The sequence below is a fragment of the Rhizobium sp. 05N49 genome, assembly GCF_056396805.1.
This window is the reverse complement of the sequence record NZ_JBFTME010000009.1, coordinates 164,718-179,983: the sequence shown is the minus strand read 5'-3', so window position 1 is coordinate 179,983 and position 15,266 is coordinate 164,718. Positions and strand designations below refer to the sequence as shown.

Here is a 15,266-nt window from a genome sequence, read left to right as displayed (position 1 = left end):
TCAGGCGATTGCCTGCGCCGGCCGTGACGGCAGCTTGCCGGCCCCATAATCTCTGACAGCGTCGCCGAATGCCGTGAAGATCCTGTTGGACGGTTTGTCGGTTTCGGCCCAGTATTCCGGGTGCCATTGCACACCGACGGCGAAAGCCTTGGCGTCGATGACGGAGACTGCTTCTATGGTCCCGTCCTCTGCCGTGGCTTCGACCTGCAGTCGGGGCGCGGTCTTGGCAATAGCCTGGCGATGCAATGAGTTCACGCGGATTTCGCCGGCGCCAATGATGCCAGCGATGCATGAACCCTCCTTGACGAAGACACTCTGGCGGATCGCATACATGCCGTCGCGGTCGGTCACATCGGGCTTGCGATGATCCCATATGCCGGGCTGTTCCTGAATTTCGCTGGCGAGCGAGCCACCCAGCGCAACATTAAGCTCCTGAATGCCGCGGCAGATCGCCAGAAGCGGGATGGCGCGGTCGATTGCGCGGCGGATCAGCGGCAGGCTCGTTGCGTCACGGGCCGGGTCAAAGGGGCCATCGGCCTCGGTGGCTTCGATGCCGTAGAGCGAGGGATGCACATTGCTGGCCGAGCCGGAAACCAGTACGCCGTCGACACGATCCAGAATTGCGTCCGTATCATAACCTTCCTCGAAGGCCGGGATGATGAAGGCCATCACACCGGCAGCATTCAGCGCTGCGCGCAGATACTGATGCTGGGCGGCATGCCACGTCGCGCCATCTAGACTGCGGATATCGGCAGGAATCGCAACGATCGGTTTCGTCATTTTCGCCCCGGAGAAATTATAATGGACGTTTCTGCGGCCAGAATGGCCAGCAAGTCAACGTTTTGATGCAGGCGGTGGCCAAATTGCGGCGGCGGGAATGTCCAGCGCTTGTTCGGATCTGGCTAAGTAATTGAATATAAAGTTTTCTGGTTTCTTCAAGTTTCAGGTGCGACGATTTTTGGAATGTCTGCAAACGCATCCGATATTCTGAGAGATCGTGTTGCCGAGTGTCATCCCTTGAATTACATTCCAGCCGATTTATGCAACCTGTGTTCGTAACTTTCGCGCGACCTCTTGGGTCGTATCGGCAAGGGGACTAAGAGGACTGACGCCATGTCGGAACCGAAGACGACGGCACTCGAGACGAAAACTGACCTGATGCCCTCGGTCGCGGCGGGTGGCCCGCCCGCTATCGTCACGGTCGTTCTTCCGCCGGAAAAGGCAGGCGATGTCAGTGATCTGGCAGAACGTTATCGGTTGGCAACTGCAGAGCCCCATACGCTGATCACTTTCGGCCAGGAGGCGATCGGCAGCTTCGGCGCCAAGCTTGATACGATCCTCTCGCAGATTACCAACGCCCAGTCGCCAGTGCTTTTCGAACTCTTCCGAACGATCAGGGAAGGTGTGAAAGATGCGGATCTGAAGGAGCTCGAAGCAAGCATCCGGGAGAAGTTGAAGGGCGGCTTCTTCGAACGCCTGCTGATGGCGATCGGCCTCGGTGATCCTGCCAAACGGCTGAAGACGGTGACGGACGAAGTGCGCGGCATGCTGCAGAGCAAGGCCAAGTCGCTCGGCGATCTCATCAAGCCGATGGAAGCACAGATCGACGAGGAGAGCGGCAAGCTTATCCTCGAAGTGTCGCGCATGAGCACGCTGGCAGAAGGCTATCGCGATACCATCGTGTCACTCGGCGTTTTTGTCGAGGCGGGCCGACATATCCTCGCAGACGCACTGCGGGAGCTCGAACGGCTGAAGCAGGAGGCCGTCTCCGGGGATCCGCTGAAGGTTCAGGAAGCCCGCGACTTCTCGCAGAAGCTCGATATCTTCCAGAACCGTGTGCTCGTTCTCGAAACGGCTTATGCCAAGGCGCCGACGGATCTCGACTCGATCGGTATTGCGCGGGGTGCGGCCCTGGCGACGCTTGCGGATACTGTCACTTCCGCCAATGCCGAGTTCAACGATATCAAGTCGATCCTCATCAGGCTGCACGCGCTTTTCCAGATGCAGTCGATTCAGCAGATCAATGCCATGCGGCGCGAATTGCGCGCTTCGTTGCAGCAATACGGCTCGCAAGTGCTCGAAGATGTTTCGGTCAATGCCGTCAAGGCGGCCGGTGAAACCCGGCTTGCCGATGCCGATCTCGTGCTCGGGACCGCGCAGCGACTTCGAGCAATCGCCGACAAGGTCGTCGCCGAAGGCGAACGCAACAAGGAGCGCTATGCCGCTGCCCGCACCAAGCTTGAACAAGCACGCCAGATCGTGACTGCCCGCCCGATCTGAGATCTCAGGAGAAAGACAAGCGCATGGCAACCTTCAATCTCAACAAGGGTCAGTCGTTCCAAATCCAGAAGGAGATCCAGCTCGTTCATTCCGGACTGGTCTGGGATCCGCCGGAAGGTTCCGGCCCGGCCTTTGATCTCGACGTGCATTGTTTCGCGCTGGTTCATCCCGGCGGCGATTCCAACCGGGCACGGCTCTATAATGATGGGTCGCATGCGCTGTGTTACGCCTTCGTGCGCAGCTCCAGCAATCCCGAGGGTTCGCTTTCCAAGAATGCCGATGGATCCTTCCAGACGGATGACGGCTCGATGTGGCATGAGCGCGACGACCGCACCGGACGCGGCGCTCTCACGAAGCCGGAGCCTGATGACGATGATGGTGACGAAGACCATCATGGCGGCGGCCATCACGACGAAGGTTTTCGCGAGGAGTTCAAGATCGTGCTGGCGAAGTTGCCGCGCGAAATCTCCGAACTCGCCGTCTGGGCAACAATTCATGACGCGGCGCGCAAGAAGCAGGATTTCGGCAAGGTCAAGAACGCCTATATCGAAGTCTGTGATGCGATGGACGACGAACTTTGCCGCTATCAGCTGACGGCGGAATTTGCCGGCAAGACGACGATCCAGGTCGCATCCTTCCTGAAGCAGGCGGATGGATCCTGGAAATTCTATGCCGTCGGCGCGGGATCGAACGCGGGTCTCGGCGACGTCATCCAGGCCTATCTCGGCTGAGCGGAGGCCCGCTTGACCAGCGGCAAGGCAGATGAACCGCCGGAGAAAAAGCCGGGCGGATCACCCAGGGTGCTTTTTCCGGAAAGCGCCGCGCCCGAGCCTGTTGCCGATCAGAAGGGCGGGAGCCGGCAGCCGAAAGTGCTGTTCGGTGCGCCCCGAGCCCCGACACCCAAGGGCGACCGCCCTCGGGTTCTTGCCGCGGGAGAGATCAGGCGCCGCATCTCCTGCAGCGTGGCTGAGCTTCAGGACATGGATGTGAGCGTAACGGAGGCGGCTGCGAAAGCGGCATTGCGGATCGTCGACAGCATCAATCTCGACGATCATTATTTCGATGACGTGGTTCGTTTCGGTGCTTTTCTGCAGACCGAGCATGGGAGGCTGGCGGACGGCGAACTCAAGATCGTCAGCAGTGACGTCTTGGCGCGGGGACGGCAGCTCTCCGCTGACCTGCTGCAGCGCCTGACGGAACTCGATCCCGACAGGGTATTTGCGGTCCGTGGCGGTTTTCTCGACACTGTCAAAGCTCTTGCTGCGCCCCGTGACCCGGCAGGCCTCTTTTCGCGCCTCTATCCGGAGGTGCGAAAATCGGTGGCGGAGCTCGATGCGCTTGCGCCCGACATCGTTGCCGTTGCCAATCAGGTGCGCGCTGTCGGCAAGGCCTATAAGACGCTCGCGAACAATCTTGCTGCGCATATTCTTGCCGGTCGATTCCTCGTCCATCACATCGGCAGCCTTCAACTGCCCGAGCGCGAGCGGCAGGCTCATTATGCCTCGCAGTCTGAAGCACTGGAAACGCGGACATCAAGCCTTTCAGCGACGAAAGCGACCGTCGAGATGAGCATCTGGACCGTTGCAGCTGTCTCGCAGGAAATCGAAGCGCTCGCCCGCGCAGCCGAGGGAGTGCTGCAGGAAGACCTGCCGGCCTGGCATGCGGCCTACTCCGCGGCGCTGACGGCTCAATCGGCGGAACTGGCAAGCACAAGCACGCCGCTTCGCAATCTTCACACCCGGATACTTGGAAAATTCAAACTGGAGAGGAACAGGCCGTGACGACATTCAAATTGCAGAAACCGGAGGAAGAGGTTCGCCGTGTCGGTTTCGTTTTACAGAAGCAGGGCATTCACGAGCGTATACCGGCGCAGGTCGGCATCAACATCGACGTCTCTGGCTCCATGAGCGAGCTTTTCAAATCCGGCGCTGTGCAGGCCGCGCTGGAGCGCATCCTTCCCGTTGCTCTGTATTTCGACGATGACGGGCGTATCGATACCTGGGTGTTTTCCAACAGGCAGAACATGGCATCTCTGACGCCAGCCACGGCCAAGAATTACGACGGTTACGTTCAGCGTGAGATCGTCGCCAACAAAGAACTGGAGACTATCCTGTGGGGCGGCACGGACTACGGTCCAGTCATCCGGTCGAATCTGATGACCTATGGTCTGATGGAAGAAGAATGGGCAGGCGGCCTGCTGGGCATGATCTTCGGCATGCAACGTGATGCCTTCGGTGAAGAAACGCGATCAGGCACGCCGGCAATCAACTATTTCCTGACGGACGGGGAAAATGCCGACCGGGACGCTGCCTGGGAATTGCTGCAGAAGGCCGAGCGGGCTGAATCGCAGATCTACTACGTGATGGTCGGTATCGGCGATGAGAAGTTCGAATTCCTGCGCAACGCCGCCGAGCATTTCCCGAATGTCGGCTTCGTCAGCGTCCGGGATCTCGGAAAATTTGTCGGCAGCGATGATGCCTACGAAAAACTGCTTCCGGCCGAACTCTGCACCTGGCTGAAACATGAGCATGACGACGAGGATGACGATCATCATTGATCGTTTGCCCTGAAGGCAAGCCCGGTCGCTTCATCGCGCAAGCGGCCCGGCACGAAGCAGCTAAGCTGCTGATTCTGATGGATGTGTGGCTTGCGCCACAGAAGCGTCGTGATCCCAAAGACTAATAGACTAAAGCTTGAAACGCTTCTTCCGCCATGCTTAGCTTTGCCATTACTGCGGGTAGGGTGAGGATTGACCACGCAGTGCCATCTATACGGGAGGTTTTTGATGGATCGTCGTTCATTTATGAAGAAGGCGGGAACAGCCAGCGCCGGCGCCGTTGCCGCGACTGCTTTGGCAGCACCTGCAATTGCGCAGGAAAACCCGAAGATCGCCTGGCGTATGACCTCGTCGTTTCCGAAGAGCCTGGACACGATCTATGGCGGCGCCGAAGATATTGCCAAGCATGTATCCGCTGCCACTGACGGTAATTTCACGATCCAGCCTTTCGCAGCCGGCGAAATCGTCCCCGGCCTGCAGGCCGTCGATGCGGTGGCGGCCGGTACTGTCGAGGCAGCCCACACCACCTCCTATTATTTCGTCGGCAAGGACCCGACCTACGCCATCGGAACGGCCATTCCGTTCGGACTGAACAGCCGCCTGACCAATGCCTGGTTTTACCAGGGCAACGGCAACACGCTGATGAATGAATTCTATGCCACACAGGGAATGTATGCCCTGCCGGCCGGCAATACCGGTGCGCAGATGGGCGGCTGGTTCCGCAAGGAAATCAATACGCTCGACGATCTCAAGGGCGTCAAGATGCGCATTGCCGGTCTCGCCGGTCGCGTCATGGAGAAGGTCGGCGTCATCCCGCAGCAGATCGCCGGCGGCGACATCTATCCGGCGCTGGAAAAGGGAACGATCGATGCGGCCGAATTCGTCGGCCCCTATGATGACCTGAAGCTCGGCTTCCACAAGGTGGCGAAGTACTACTACTATCCGGGCTGGTGGGAAGGCGGTCCGACGGTGCATGCCTTCTTCAATCTCGATAAATGGAGCAGCCTGCCGAAGCACTATCAGGCAGCGCTCAACGACGCCTGCGCTTTCGCCAACACCAACATGCTGGCAAAATACGACACGAAGAACCCGAGCGCGCTGAAGCAGCTCGTTGCGGAAGGCGCAACGCTGCGGCCGTTCAGCCAGGAGATCATGGAAGCCTGCTTTCAGGCCGCGATGGGCATCTACAGTGAAATCTCAGGTACGAACCAATATTTCAAAAAGATCTACGATGACCAGACTGCTTTCAAGCGGGATGCCTATCTCTGGATGCAGCTCTCGGAATACACGTTCGATACGTTCATGATGATCCAGCAACGGGCCGGTAAAATCTAAGAGATTTTCTTTTATCAGCGATATCAAAAAGATAGCCCCGGATGAAGATCCGGGGCTTTTGTTTTCCTTATTGTGCGGGGGGAGGCGGCGGCGCGCTCGGCAAGGCCGGCAAGGTCAGACCCGGAATCTGCGGGGAACCGCCGCCGCCTGGTGCTCCCAATGGCGGCAGGCCGAGCTGACCGCCGAAGGCCGGGACTTCAATCTTGATCGAGTTCGGGTCGACCTTCGGGCCGTGGTCCAGCCAGTAGGTCACCGATTGCGGCCAGAAGATCACGATCGCTACCAGGATCAGCTGCATGCCGACCCAAGGGAGCGCGCCCATGTAGATATCCGAGGTCTTGACCTCGCGACCGGCGATCGAACGCAGATAGAAGAGCGCGAAGCCGAAAGGCGGGTGCATGAAGCTCGTCTGCATGTTGACGCAGATCAGCACGCCGAACCAGATCAGGTCGATGCCGAGATTGGAGGCGACGGGGGCGAGCATCGGGATGACGATGAAGGCGATCTCGAAGAAATCGAGGAAGAAGGCGAGCACGAAGATGAAGATGTTGACAAAGATCAGGAAGCCGACCGGGCCGCCTGGGATGCCCGATAGCATGTGCTCGATCCAGCGCGAACCATCCATGCCTTGGAAGACCAGGCTGAAACAGGTGGAGCCGATCAGGATCATCACCACCATGGAGGTGATGTGCGTGGTCGATGTCATCGCCTCGCGGATCAGCGGCCAGGTGAGGCGCCGGTTCATGGCCGCGAGCGCCATGGCGCCGACGACGCCGAGCGCGCCGGCCTCCGTTGGCGTCGCAAGGCCCATGAAGATCGTGCCGAGAACCAGGAAGATCAGCACGATCGAGGGCACCATGCCCATTAGCACCTTCATGAGCAGCGCCCAGTTGAAATCGCCACGCACCTCCTTTGGCAGCGGCGGCATCGATTTCGGTCGAACGATCGACAGCACGAGAATGAAGAGGACGAAGATCGCCACCTGCAGGATCGAGGGGCCGATCGCGCCGCGATACATGTCGCCAACCGATTTGCCGAGCTGGTCGGCGAGAACGACAAGGACCAGCGAGGGCGGGATCACCTGGGTGATCGTGCCGGAGGCGGCGATGACGCCGGTGGCAAGGCGCGGATTGTAGCCGTAGCGCAGCATGATCGGCAGCGAAATCACGCCCATGGTGATGACCGAGGCGGCAACCGTGCCGGTGATAGCGCCAAGCACGGCGCCGACAAGGATGACAGCATAGGCCAGGCCACCGGGGACACCACCGAAGAGCTTGCCGGTACCTTCGAGCAGATCTTCGGCCAGCCCACAACGCTCCAGCACCGCGCCCATGAGGGTGAAAAAGGGAATGGCAAGCAAGAGATCGTTGGAGACGATGCCGAAGAAGCGCAGCGGCAGGGCCTGCAGCAGGGCCTCGTCGAAATGGCCGGTAACGATGCCGATGATGCCGAAAAACAGGCCGACGGCGGCCAGAGAAAAGGCGACCGGAAAGCCGTAGAGCATGAAAATGACCATGCCCAGGAACATGGCCGGCGGAATGATGCCGAAATCAAACAAATCTGTTCCTCCAGGCGCGCGTTACTGCAGCGGCTTTTCGTATTTCGTATCGATGCTGATATGGCCGGTAACGGCTGCGATCCGCTTGATCAGCTCCGAAACGCCCTGAAGGGAGAGCAGCGCGAAACCGGCGACAAGGACGAGCTTGACGGGCCAGCGGATCAGTCCGCCAGCGTTGCCCGATATTTCGCCCTGCCGGTAGGAAAGCGCAAAGAAGGGCCACGAGACCCAGGTGAGGAAGATGCAGACGGGAATGAGGAAGAGGATGAGACCAACGATGTCGATCCAGATCTTCCCTCTTTCGGAAACCGACCCATAGATCAAATCGACGCGGACATGCTCGTTATTGCGCAGCGCATGCGAGGCACCGAGCACCACGACGAAGGCGAAGAGATACCACTGGATCTCGAGCCAACCGTTCGAGCTATAGTTGAATGCATAGCGTACAATCGCATTGCCGGCGCTGATCAGGCAGCAGAGAAGCACCATGTATTCTGATAGTTTTCCAAAGAATTCACTGATCGAGTCGATCAGCCGGCTGACGGCCAGGAATACCGACATTCGCCTCCCCTTATTGTCTTGCCGTTTTCGGCAGTTCTCCCCTTCAATCGGTGTAAACTAGGGTTTTTGAAATTGGAAGGATAAATGGCCCGCCTTGGAGTATAGTCTTATGCGGCCAGCGCCGGTGATGCCGATGAAAATTCCGGCAACTCAGGCTTGGATATATTTTTCAAAATCCTCGCCGTAAAGCTGCAATATCGCGCCATGGATGAGTAGTTCATCCTATGGTTTTAGAAAAATTGACCAAATGTTTGAGCCGTTTGAAATCAATTTTTAAAGGGTTCGGTTTACATTTCCCGCGCACAGGGAAAGTATGGATGAAGCCACATAACCCGAATAGGGTCCCTAAGGATGTGTATCTGTCGTTTGTGAATTCCCTGTCCGGGAATCGCATGACGCTTCTGGCTGGCGTCATCGTACACTCCGCCACTTTCCTGGCTGTCGCCGCCAAGACCGAGTCTCCCGTCTATATATTCCTGGCTGTTGCCGTCATCGTGGTATTCTGCGCCCGCATGGCGATTTTCCGCCTCTTCGACAAGGTGGACAAGGAGAAGCTCTCTTTTGCCGAGATCGAGCGCTGGGAGAAGATTCTCGTGGTCGGCGCAGCCGGCATCACCACGCTTCTCGGCATCGGCAGCGGGTATGCCATCTTTTTCACGCGTGATTCCTTTGCCGAGCTCGCCTGCATTGCAGTGACCATGGCGACGATGGTTTCGGTCGTCGGCCGCAACTATGGCTCACGCATGGCGGTCGACCTGCAGACCTTCTCCTGCTGCCTGCCGATGATCATCTGCAGCGTGATGACGCTCGATTTCTACCGCGGCATCCTTTCGGTCTTCCTCATTCCGTTCTGGCTGACGACGCGGGCCATGGCCACCGGCGTGCGCGAGTTCCTCTATGAGAACGTGATCGCACGCCGCGAGATCGCCTCGATCGCCGAGCGCTTTGATACGGCGCTGAATAATATGCCGCACGGCCTCGTCATGGTCGATGAAGAGAACCGGATCCAGGTCATCAATCGCAAGGCCTGCGAACTGTTGAAAATTGGCGCACCCGACCGACTGAAGGATCGCGATCTCGGCGCTGTGTTGCGCTATGGCGCGCGGTACAGCTTCATGGACGCTTCGCAGCCGGAGCTTATCCTGCGGCAACTGACACAGGTGGCCGAAGGCAGCCTTTCGCGTACGCTAATCCATTTTCCGGAGGGACTGTCGCTCGAATTCTCGGCAAGCCGACGCGCAGATGGTGGCGCGGTATTGATCTTCGAAGACGTTTCGAGCCGTGTGAAGGCCGAGCAGAAGATCCTGCACATGGTGCGCTTCGACGCACTGACCGGCCTGCCGAACCGCGAGCATTTCGGTCATCTTGTGCAGGACTATCTCGCGAGACATTCGAAGAAACGCGGTCCTGTCGGCTTCATGATCCTCGATATCGACGAGTTCAAGCATGTCAACGACATGCGGGGTCACGTAACCGGCGACCATCTGCTTTGCGCCATCTCCATGCGCGTCAAGGAGATGGCCGGCAGCGCCATCGTCGGCCGCCTGATGGGCGACCAGTTCATCCTCTTCTTCCCCCACGCGCGTGACCGACAGATACTGGACGCCGACATCCGCAAGCTGCATGCGACGATCCAGGGGCAATATGAAGTTGACGAAGTAACCTTCCTCGTCTCGCTCAGTGCCGGGTACGCCGTCCTCGAGAGCGACGCCTTCGCCATGGACGAATGGAGCGTCAAAGCCGACCTTGCGCTGTTCGAAAGCAAGTCACGCTTCAAGGGCGGCATTACCGGTTTCGAGCGCGAAATGGATGGCCGCTATATCGAGCAGCAGAAGCTCAAGGCGGATCTGCGCGACGCGGTGGCCGCAAATTCGCTACACCTCGTCTTCCAGCCGATGTTCAGGGCTGATGGCCTGCGCATCGAATGCGCTGAAGCACTCGCTCGCTGGGTACATCCGGAAAAGGGCTCCATTCCGCCCGACGTCTTCATCCGCCTCGCCGAAGAGATGGGCATCATCTCGCAGATTACACGCTTCGTGCTCTTCAAGGCCTGCGAAGAATGCATGAGCTGGCCGGATCATATTTCCGTTTCGGTCAATCTTTCAGCACGCGACCTGCGCGACGCGGACATCCTGTCGGTTGTTTCGGACGCGTTGGCGCATTCCGGTCTGGAGGCATCACGCCTGCATCTGGAAATTACCGAAAGCAGCCTGATCGACGAGCCGGCGGTGGTGCGCGCGATCCTCGCTGAACTGCGCAGCCGCGACATCACCATCGCCATCGACGATTTCGGTACCGGCTTCTCCAGCCTCAGCTATCTCGACACGCTGCCGCTCGACATCGTCAAGATCGATCGCTCCTTCGTGCGTAACATCGTCGAAGATACGCGTCGCCTGAAACTGTTGCGCGGCACGGTCCACCTTGCCCGCGAGCTCGGTCTCAAGATCGTTGTCGAGGGTGTCGAAACGCCGGAGCAGCTGGCGCTTCTCAACAAGCACCGCAGCACGGATCTCATTCAGGGTTACGTCTTCTCCCCGCCGGTCCCCTCGAAGGAAATCGGCATCCTCTCCCAGGCTCTCAACCGCCGCACGGCACCGCGTCGCCGCACCAAGGTCGCCTGATCCGCCGCTACCTGTCGGTGTGACCGGGGGCATAGTCGCGGCCGTTAACCTTAATAATTCAAATACGTCCAAAATTTTCTTCAAATCTTGCGCTTTATCGAGCGAGGTATGATTAATGACCCGTTAACAACGGGGTCCATCATGGCGTCTGTCCCTTTGAGTACGAGTGACTTTTCGAAGAAGGTTCTCGAAATTCTTGATAATGTCGAATATCGCCGCGTCGAAAGCACCGAGGACATGGAGGATGTCGAGAGGCTGCGTTACAAGGCCTACAAGGCGCACGACACGCTTGCCCTGGCACCGAAGGGACTGCTCGACGACACCGATTTCGACAGCCATGCCTATGTTTTCGGGCTCTATTATTACGGCGAGCTGGTCAGTACGATCCGCATCCACCATGTGACGCCTGAGCATCGCGTCAGTCAGTCGGCCGGCGCCTTTCCAGAAGCGATCGACGCGTTGCTGGATGCCGGTCTCAGCCTGATCGATCCGGCGCGTTTTGCTGCTGATCCGGAGCTGACGGCCGATCTGACCTGGATCCCATACCTGACGCTGCGACCGAGCATTGTCGCCGCGGCGCATTTCCGTGCGCACCGGGTGCTGCAGTTCGTTCGTCCTCCGCATGCGGCCTTCTACAAGCGTGTCTTTTACGCCGACACCGTCGTGCCGGGCCAGAGGGCCAAGAATTACGGGATCGATATGACGCTGATGGCGACCAATGTCATCGAGGTCGGCCGCAAGCTTCTCACGCGTTATCCGTTCTTCATTTCCAGCGCCAGCGAGCAGCGGATGATGTTCGCGCGCGGCCCGGAAAACACGCTGCCTTCGCTCACTATCGTCCCGACCGCGCGCTTCGTACCAGAAGGCCAGCTTGGAACTGACCTGCCGCTTTGATTCCCCGAGGGAGCGCCTTTTCCGCCCCCAGCGAAGGCGTTCCTGCGGCATTCTCATGCATTGCGCTTTCGCCCGTCATTGTGTAATCCCTGCGGAGAGGGATTTGCCTCGCTGACGCGGGGGAATCAGGCAGCGCTAAGGCATTTCAGGGAGACGATATTCATGGCCGAACATCATACCGGACCGGTCGAGACCGGCGCGCCGATGGACTACAAGGAACATGAAAAGACGTACGACATGTTCATTGCCGGCACGAAATACGGCACGATGTTTCTGATCGCCCTGATGCTTGCCATGACTGCCGGTTTCTTCGGCGGTGCCGGTTTCCTCGGCGGCATCCTCGTCTTCCTCATCATCCTCGTCGCCGGCATCTTCCTGCTCCGCTAAACGCGGCCCGTGGGAAGGCCCGGTCTTCCGAATTTTGTGATGTAGATGCTTGGCCCGTGCAGGCAAGCAGCCTGCCACGGCCCAGCTGACCCGGAGGAGGGGGCAGTTGGCCAATATTGTTTTCGTAGCCAAGGAAATCACGGGCGATGAGACTCGCGTTGCCGCGTCCGTCGAAACCGTGAAAAAGATAAAGGCGCTCGGCTTCGATGTCATCGTCGAAGCGGGCGCCGGGGCGCTTTCGCGCATTCCGGACAGTGAATTCGAGGCCGTCGGTGCCGCAATCGGCACCTTTGCGGATGCCGCGTCCGCCGATGTAATCCTCAAGGTTCGCCGGCCGGGCGAAAGCGAGATCGCCGGCTATAAGACCGGGGCGGTCGTCATTGCCATCATGGATCCCTATGGCAATGACGAGGCGGTCGCCGCGATGGCGCGGGCAGGTCTTTCCACCTTCGCCATGGAGCTGATGCCGCGCATCACGCGTGCGCAGTCGATGGACGTGCTGTCATCGCAGGCAAATCTTGCAGGTTATCAAGCGGTTGTCGAGGCAGCCGCCGTTTACGACCGGGCGATGCCGATGATGATGACGGCAGCGGGCACTATTCCTGCCGCCAAGGTTTTCGTGATGGGTGCAGGCGTTGCAGGCCTCCAGGCGATTGCGACGGCGCGCCGTCTCGGTGCCGCCGTTTCGGCAACCGACGTTCGCCCCGCGGCAAAGGAACAGGTTGCATCTCTTGGCGCGAAGTTCATCGCCGTCGAGGATAACGAGTTCAAGGCGGCGGAAACGGCTGGCGGCTATGCCAAGGAAATGTCGGCCGACTATCAGGCCAGGCAGGCCGCACTCGTGGCCGAACACATCGCCAAGCAGGACATTGTCATTACCACGGCTCTCATTCCCGGGCGTCCGGCGCCGCGGCTCGTTTCGCGTGCGATGCTCGCTTCGATGAAGCCCGGTGCAGTTGCCATCGATCTTGCGGTCGAGCGTGGAGGCAATATTGAAGGCGTGGTTACAGGACAGGTCGCCGATGTCGAAGGTGTGAAGGTGATCGGCTTTCCGAACATGGCGGGCCGTGTAGCGGCCAGCGCCTCAGCGCTCTACGCCAAGAACCTCGTCACTTTCCTGGAGACGATGGTGAACAAGGAAACGAAATCGGTTGTGCTCAACCTCGAGGACGAGCTCATCAAGGCGACGATGCTGACCTATGCGGGGGATGTCGTGCATCCGGCATTCGGCGGCGCCAAGAAGGGGGATAACTGATGGCCAGTGAAGCAATGGACAAGGCCCTGGAGCAGCTCGACCAGGCCGTTACCGCGGTTATCACCGCCGCTGCCCAGGCGCCGGAAGCGGCAAGCGCTGCCACTGGCGGCGCGATCGATCCCTTCGTCTTCCAGTTCGCGATCTTCGTATTGTCGATCTTCGTCGGCTACTATGTCGTCTGGTCGGTCACGCCCGCGCTGCATACGCCGCTGATGGCCGTTACCAACGCGATTTCCTCGGTCATCGTCGTCGGGGCTCTGCTTGCCGTCGGCATCTCGAGCAGCGGGCTTGCCACCGGCTTCGGTTTCGTGGCGCTCGTTCTTGTCTCGGTGAATATCTTCGGCGGCTTCCTCGTCACGCAGCGCATGCTGGCGATGTACCGCAAGAAGGACAAGTGAGGCCGCACGAATGACCAATATTGCAGCCTTCCTCTATCTTGTCTCCGGCGTCCTGTTCATTCTGGCGCTTCGCGGGCTCTCGCATCCTGCCACCAGCCGCAAGGGCAATCTCTACGGCATGATCGGCATGGGGATCGCCATCCTCACGACTCTGGCGCTGGCGACGCCGAATTTCGGCGGTTTCGTGCTCATCATTCTCGGCCTTGCCATCGGCGGCAGCGCTGGTGCCTATATCGCCCGCACCATTGCGATGACATCGATGCCGCAGCTTGTTGCCGGTTTCCACTCGCTGGTAGGCCTCGCGGCGGTTCTTGTCGCCGCATCAGCCCTCTATACGCCGGGCTCTTTCGGCATTGGCGAGATTGGCCAGATCCACACTGAAGCCCGTATCGAAATGGCGATCGGCGTGGCGATTGGTGCGCTGACCTTCACCGGCTCGATCATCGCCTTCCTGAAACTCGACGGGCGCATGTCCGGCAAGCCGATCCTGCTACCCTTCCGTCATGTGATCAACATCGCTTTGCTTGCCCTGATCGTGCTCTTCATCGTCGGGCTGGCGGTAACGGAAAGCCATTTCGATTTCTGGGCCGTCGTCGCCTTGTCGCTGGCTCTCGGCGTGCTGCTCATCGTGCCGATCGGTGGCGCCGACATGCCGGTTGTCGTATCCATGCTCAACTCTTACTCGGGCTGGGCTGCTGCCGGCATCGGCTTCACGCTCGGTAATCTGGCGCTCATCATCACCGGCGCACTGGTCGGTTCTTCGGGCGCGATCCTGTCCTACATCATGTGCAAGGGCATGAATCGCTCTTTCATCTCCGTGATCCTGGGCGGTTTTGGTGGGGAGACGGGCGGTAATGCGGCGGATAATTCGGACAAGACCGTCAAGCTCGGCTCGGCGGAGGACGCTGCCTACCTGATGGCGAACGCTTCCAAGGTCATCATCGTGCCGGGATATGGCATGGCGGTGGCGCAGGCGCAGCATGCATTGCGCGAGCTGGTCGACAATCTCAAGAAAAACGGCGTGGAAGTGAAATACGCGATCCATCCGGTCGCAGGCCGTATGCCTGGCCATATGAACGTGCTGCTCGCGGAAGCCAATGTGCCTTATGACGAGGTGTTCGAGCTTGAGGATATCAACTCGGAATTCGCCCAGGCTGACGTTGCCTATGTCATCGGCGCCAATGACGTCACCAATCCGGCCGCGCGTGACGACAAGACCTCGCCGATCTACGGGATGCCGATCCTTGACGTCGACAAGGCCAAGACCTGCCTCTTCGTCAAACGCTCGCTCGGCTCGGGTTACGCCGGCATCGACAACACGCTGTTCTACAAGGACGGCACGATGATGCTGCTTGGGGACGCCAAGAAGGTGACCGAAGAGATCAACAAGGCAATCGCGCACTGACCGAGGAGCCCGCTT

The 15,266-nt window shown here is 59.2% G+C and carries 14 protein-coding genes; 11 read left to right on the top strand and 3 right to left on the bottom strand.

Translation table 11 applies throughout. The features are described from left to right. Entirely contained in the window at positions 1-780 is a 780-nt protein-coding gene (locus AC1DF8_RS19610; protein WP_112544245.1) for a gamma-glutamyl-gamma-aminobutyrate hydrolase family protein, read from the bottom strand. A 333-nt stretch (positions 781-1,113) separates the two neighbouring features. Here AC1DF8_RS19610 and AC1DF8_RS19605 point away from each other — a divergent pair, with 333 nt between their 5' ends. The 5 genes from AC1DF8_RS19605 (at position 1,114) to AC1DF8_RS19585 (ending at position 6,172) form a co-directional block, all read left to right on the top strand. After that, complete coding sequence (locus AC1DF8_RS19605) at positions 1,114-2,280, top strand: toxic anion resistance protein (protein WP_478154499.1); 1,167 nt, start codon at positions 1,114-1,116, stop codon at positions 2,278-2,280. Between the two features lie 23 nt (positions 2,281-2,303). Next, positions 2,304-3,011 carry a TerD family protein gene (locus AC1DF8_RS19600; protein WP_007817429.1) on the top strand — a complete coding sequence of 236 codons (708 nt, stop codon included), beginning with the start codon at positions 2,304-2,306 and terminating at the stop codon, positions 3,009-3,011. Between the two features lie 12 nt (positions 3,012-3,023). Next, complete coding sequence (locus AC1DF8_RS19595; RefSeq protein ID WP_478154498.1) at positions 3,024-4,061, top strand: hypothetical protein; 1,038 nt, start codon at positions 3,024-3,026, stop codon at positions 4,059-4,061. Continuing rightward, a complete protein-coding gene (locus AC1DF8_RS19590; RefSeq protein ID WP_478154497.1) occupies positions 4,058-4,837 on the top strand; it encodes a VWA domain-containing protein in 780 nt (259 codons plus the stop codon). The genes AC1DF8_RS19595 and AC1DF8_RS19590 overlap by 4 nt, the downstream gene beginning before the upstream one ends. A 228-nt stretch (positions 4,838-5,065) precedes the next feature. Continuing rightward, positions 5,066-6,172: a TRAP transporter substrate-binding protein gene (locus tag AC1DF8_RS19585; protein ID WP_478154496.1), complete on the top strand. Its 1,107-nt coding sequence runs from the start codon at positions 5,066-5,068 to the stop codon at positions 6,170-6,172. 67 nt (positions 6,173-6,239) lie between these two features. On the opposite strand, the gene AC1DF8_RS19580 is transcribed toward AC1DF8_RS19585, so the two are convergent. Then, positions 6,240-7,730 (bottom strand): TRAP transporter large permease, encoded by a 1,491-nt coding sequence (locus tag AC1DF8_RS19580; RefSeq protein WP_478154495.1) that lies wholly within the window; start codon positions 7,728-7,730, stop codon positions 6,240-6,242. 21 nt (positions 7,731-7,751) lie between these two features. Beyond that, on the bottom strand, positions 7,752-8,291 hold the full coding sequence (locus AC1DF8_RS19575; RefSeq protein ID WP_113211914.1) for a TRAP transporter small permease subunit: 540 nt from the start codon (positions 8,289-8,291) through the stop codon (positions 7,752-7,754). A gap of 317 nt (positions 8,292-8,608) precedes the next feature. Here AC1DF8_RS19575 and AC1DF8_RS19570 point away from each other — a divergent pair, with 317 nt between their 5' ends. The 6 genes from AC1DF8_RS19570 to AC1DF8_RS19545 all read left to right on the top strand — a co-directional run bounded on the left by AC1DF8_RS19570 (position 8,609) and on the right by AC1DF8_RS19545 (position 15,251). After that, positions 8,609-10,912, top strand: coding sequence for an EAL domain-containing protein (locus AC1DF8_RS19570; protein ID WP_183890168.1), 2,304 nt, complete (start codon positions 8,609-8,611; stop codon positions 10,910-10,912). 141 nt (positions 10,913-11,053) lie between these two features. Then, complete coding sequence (locus AC1DF8_RS19565; RefSeq protein ID WP_112544232.1) at positions 11,054-11,806, top strand: N-acyl amino acid synthase FeeM domain-containing protein; 753 nt, start codon at positions 11,054-11,056, stop codon at positions 11,804-11,806. Between the two features lie 162 nt (positions 11,807-11,968). Further along, complete coding sequence (locus tag AC1DF8_RS19560; protein WP_112544230.1) at positions 11,969-12,193, top strand: aa3-type cytochrome c oxidase subunit IV; 225 nt, start codon at positions 11,969-11,971, stop codon at positions 12,191-12,193. Positions 12,194-12,299: 106 nt separating this feature from the next. Next, positions 12,300-13,448: a Re/Si-specific NAD(P)(+) transhydrogenase subunit alpha gene (locus tag AC1DF8_RS19555; protein ID WP_478154494.1), complete on the top strand. Its 1,149-nt coding sequence runs from the start codon at positions 12,300-12,302 to the stop codon at positions 13,446-13,448. Next, on the top strand, positions 13,448-13,846 hold the full coding sequence (locus AC1DF8_RS19550; protein ID WP_112544227.1) for a proton-translocating transhydrogenase family protein: 399 nt from the start codon (positions 13,448-13,450) through the stop codon (positions 13,844-13,846). The genes AC1DF8_RS19555 and AC1DF8_RS19550 overlap by 1 nt, the downstream gene beginning before the upstream one ends. A 10-nt stretch (positions 13,847-13,856) precedes the next feature. Further along, on the top strand, positions 13,857-15,251 hold the full coding sequence (locus AC1DF8_RS19545) for an NAD(P)(+) transhydrogenase (Re/Si-specific) subunit beta (RefSeq protein WP_112968760.1): 1,395 nt from the start codon (positions 13,857-13,859) through the stop codon (positions 15,249-15,251). Positions 15,252-15,266 lie beyond the last annotated feature (15 nt).

What these genes read in the sequence shown, in the direction of transcription:
- AC1DF8_RS19610 (WP_112544245.1), bottom strand. Translation starts at nt 780, where the DNA reads ATGACGAAACCGATCGTTGCGATTCCTGCCGATATCCGCAGTCTAGAT.
- AC1DF8_RS19605 (WP_478154499.1), top strand. Translation starts at nt 1,114, where the DNA reads ATGTCGGAACCGAAGACGACGGCACTCGAGACGAAAACTGACCTGATG.
- AC1DF8_RS19600 (WP_007817429.1), top strand. Translation starts at nt 2,304, where the DNA reads ATGGCAACCTTCAATCTCAACAAGGGTCAGTCGTTCCAAATCCAGAAG.
- AC1DF8_RS19585 (WP_478154496.1), top strand. Translation starts at nt 5,066, where the DNA reads ATGGATCGTCGTTCATTTATGAAGAAGGCGGGAACAGCCAGCGCCGGC.
- AC1DF8_RS19575 (WP_113211914.1), bottom strand. Translation starts at nt 8,291, where the DNA reads ATGTCGGTATTCCTGGCCGTCAGCCGGCTGATCGACTCGATCAGTGAA.
- AC1DF8_RS19570 (WP_183890168.1), top strand. Translation starts at nt 8,609, where the DNA reads ATGAAGCCACATAACCCGAATAGGGTCCCTAAGGATGTGTATCTGTCG.
- AC1DF8_RS19565 (WP_112544232.1), top strand. Translation starts at nt 11,054, where the DNA reads ATGGCGTCTGTCCCTTTGAGTACGAGTGACTTTTCGAAGAAGGTTCTC.
- AC1DF8_RS19560 (WP_112544230.1), top strand. Translation starts at nt 11,969, where the DNA reads ATGGCCGAACATCATACCGGACCGGTCGAGACCGGCGCGCCGATGGAC.
- AC1DF8_RS19550 (WP_112544227.1), top strand. Translation starts at nt 13,448, where the DNA reads ATGGCCAGTGAAGCAATGGACAAGGCCCTGGAGCAGCTCGACCAGGCC.
- AC1DF8_RS19545 (WP_112968760.1), top strand. Translation starts at nt 13,857, where the DNA reads ATGACCAATATTGCAGCCTTCCTCTATCTTGTCTCCGGCGTCCTGTTC.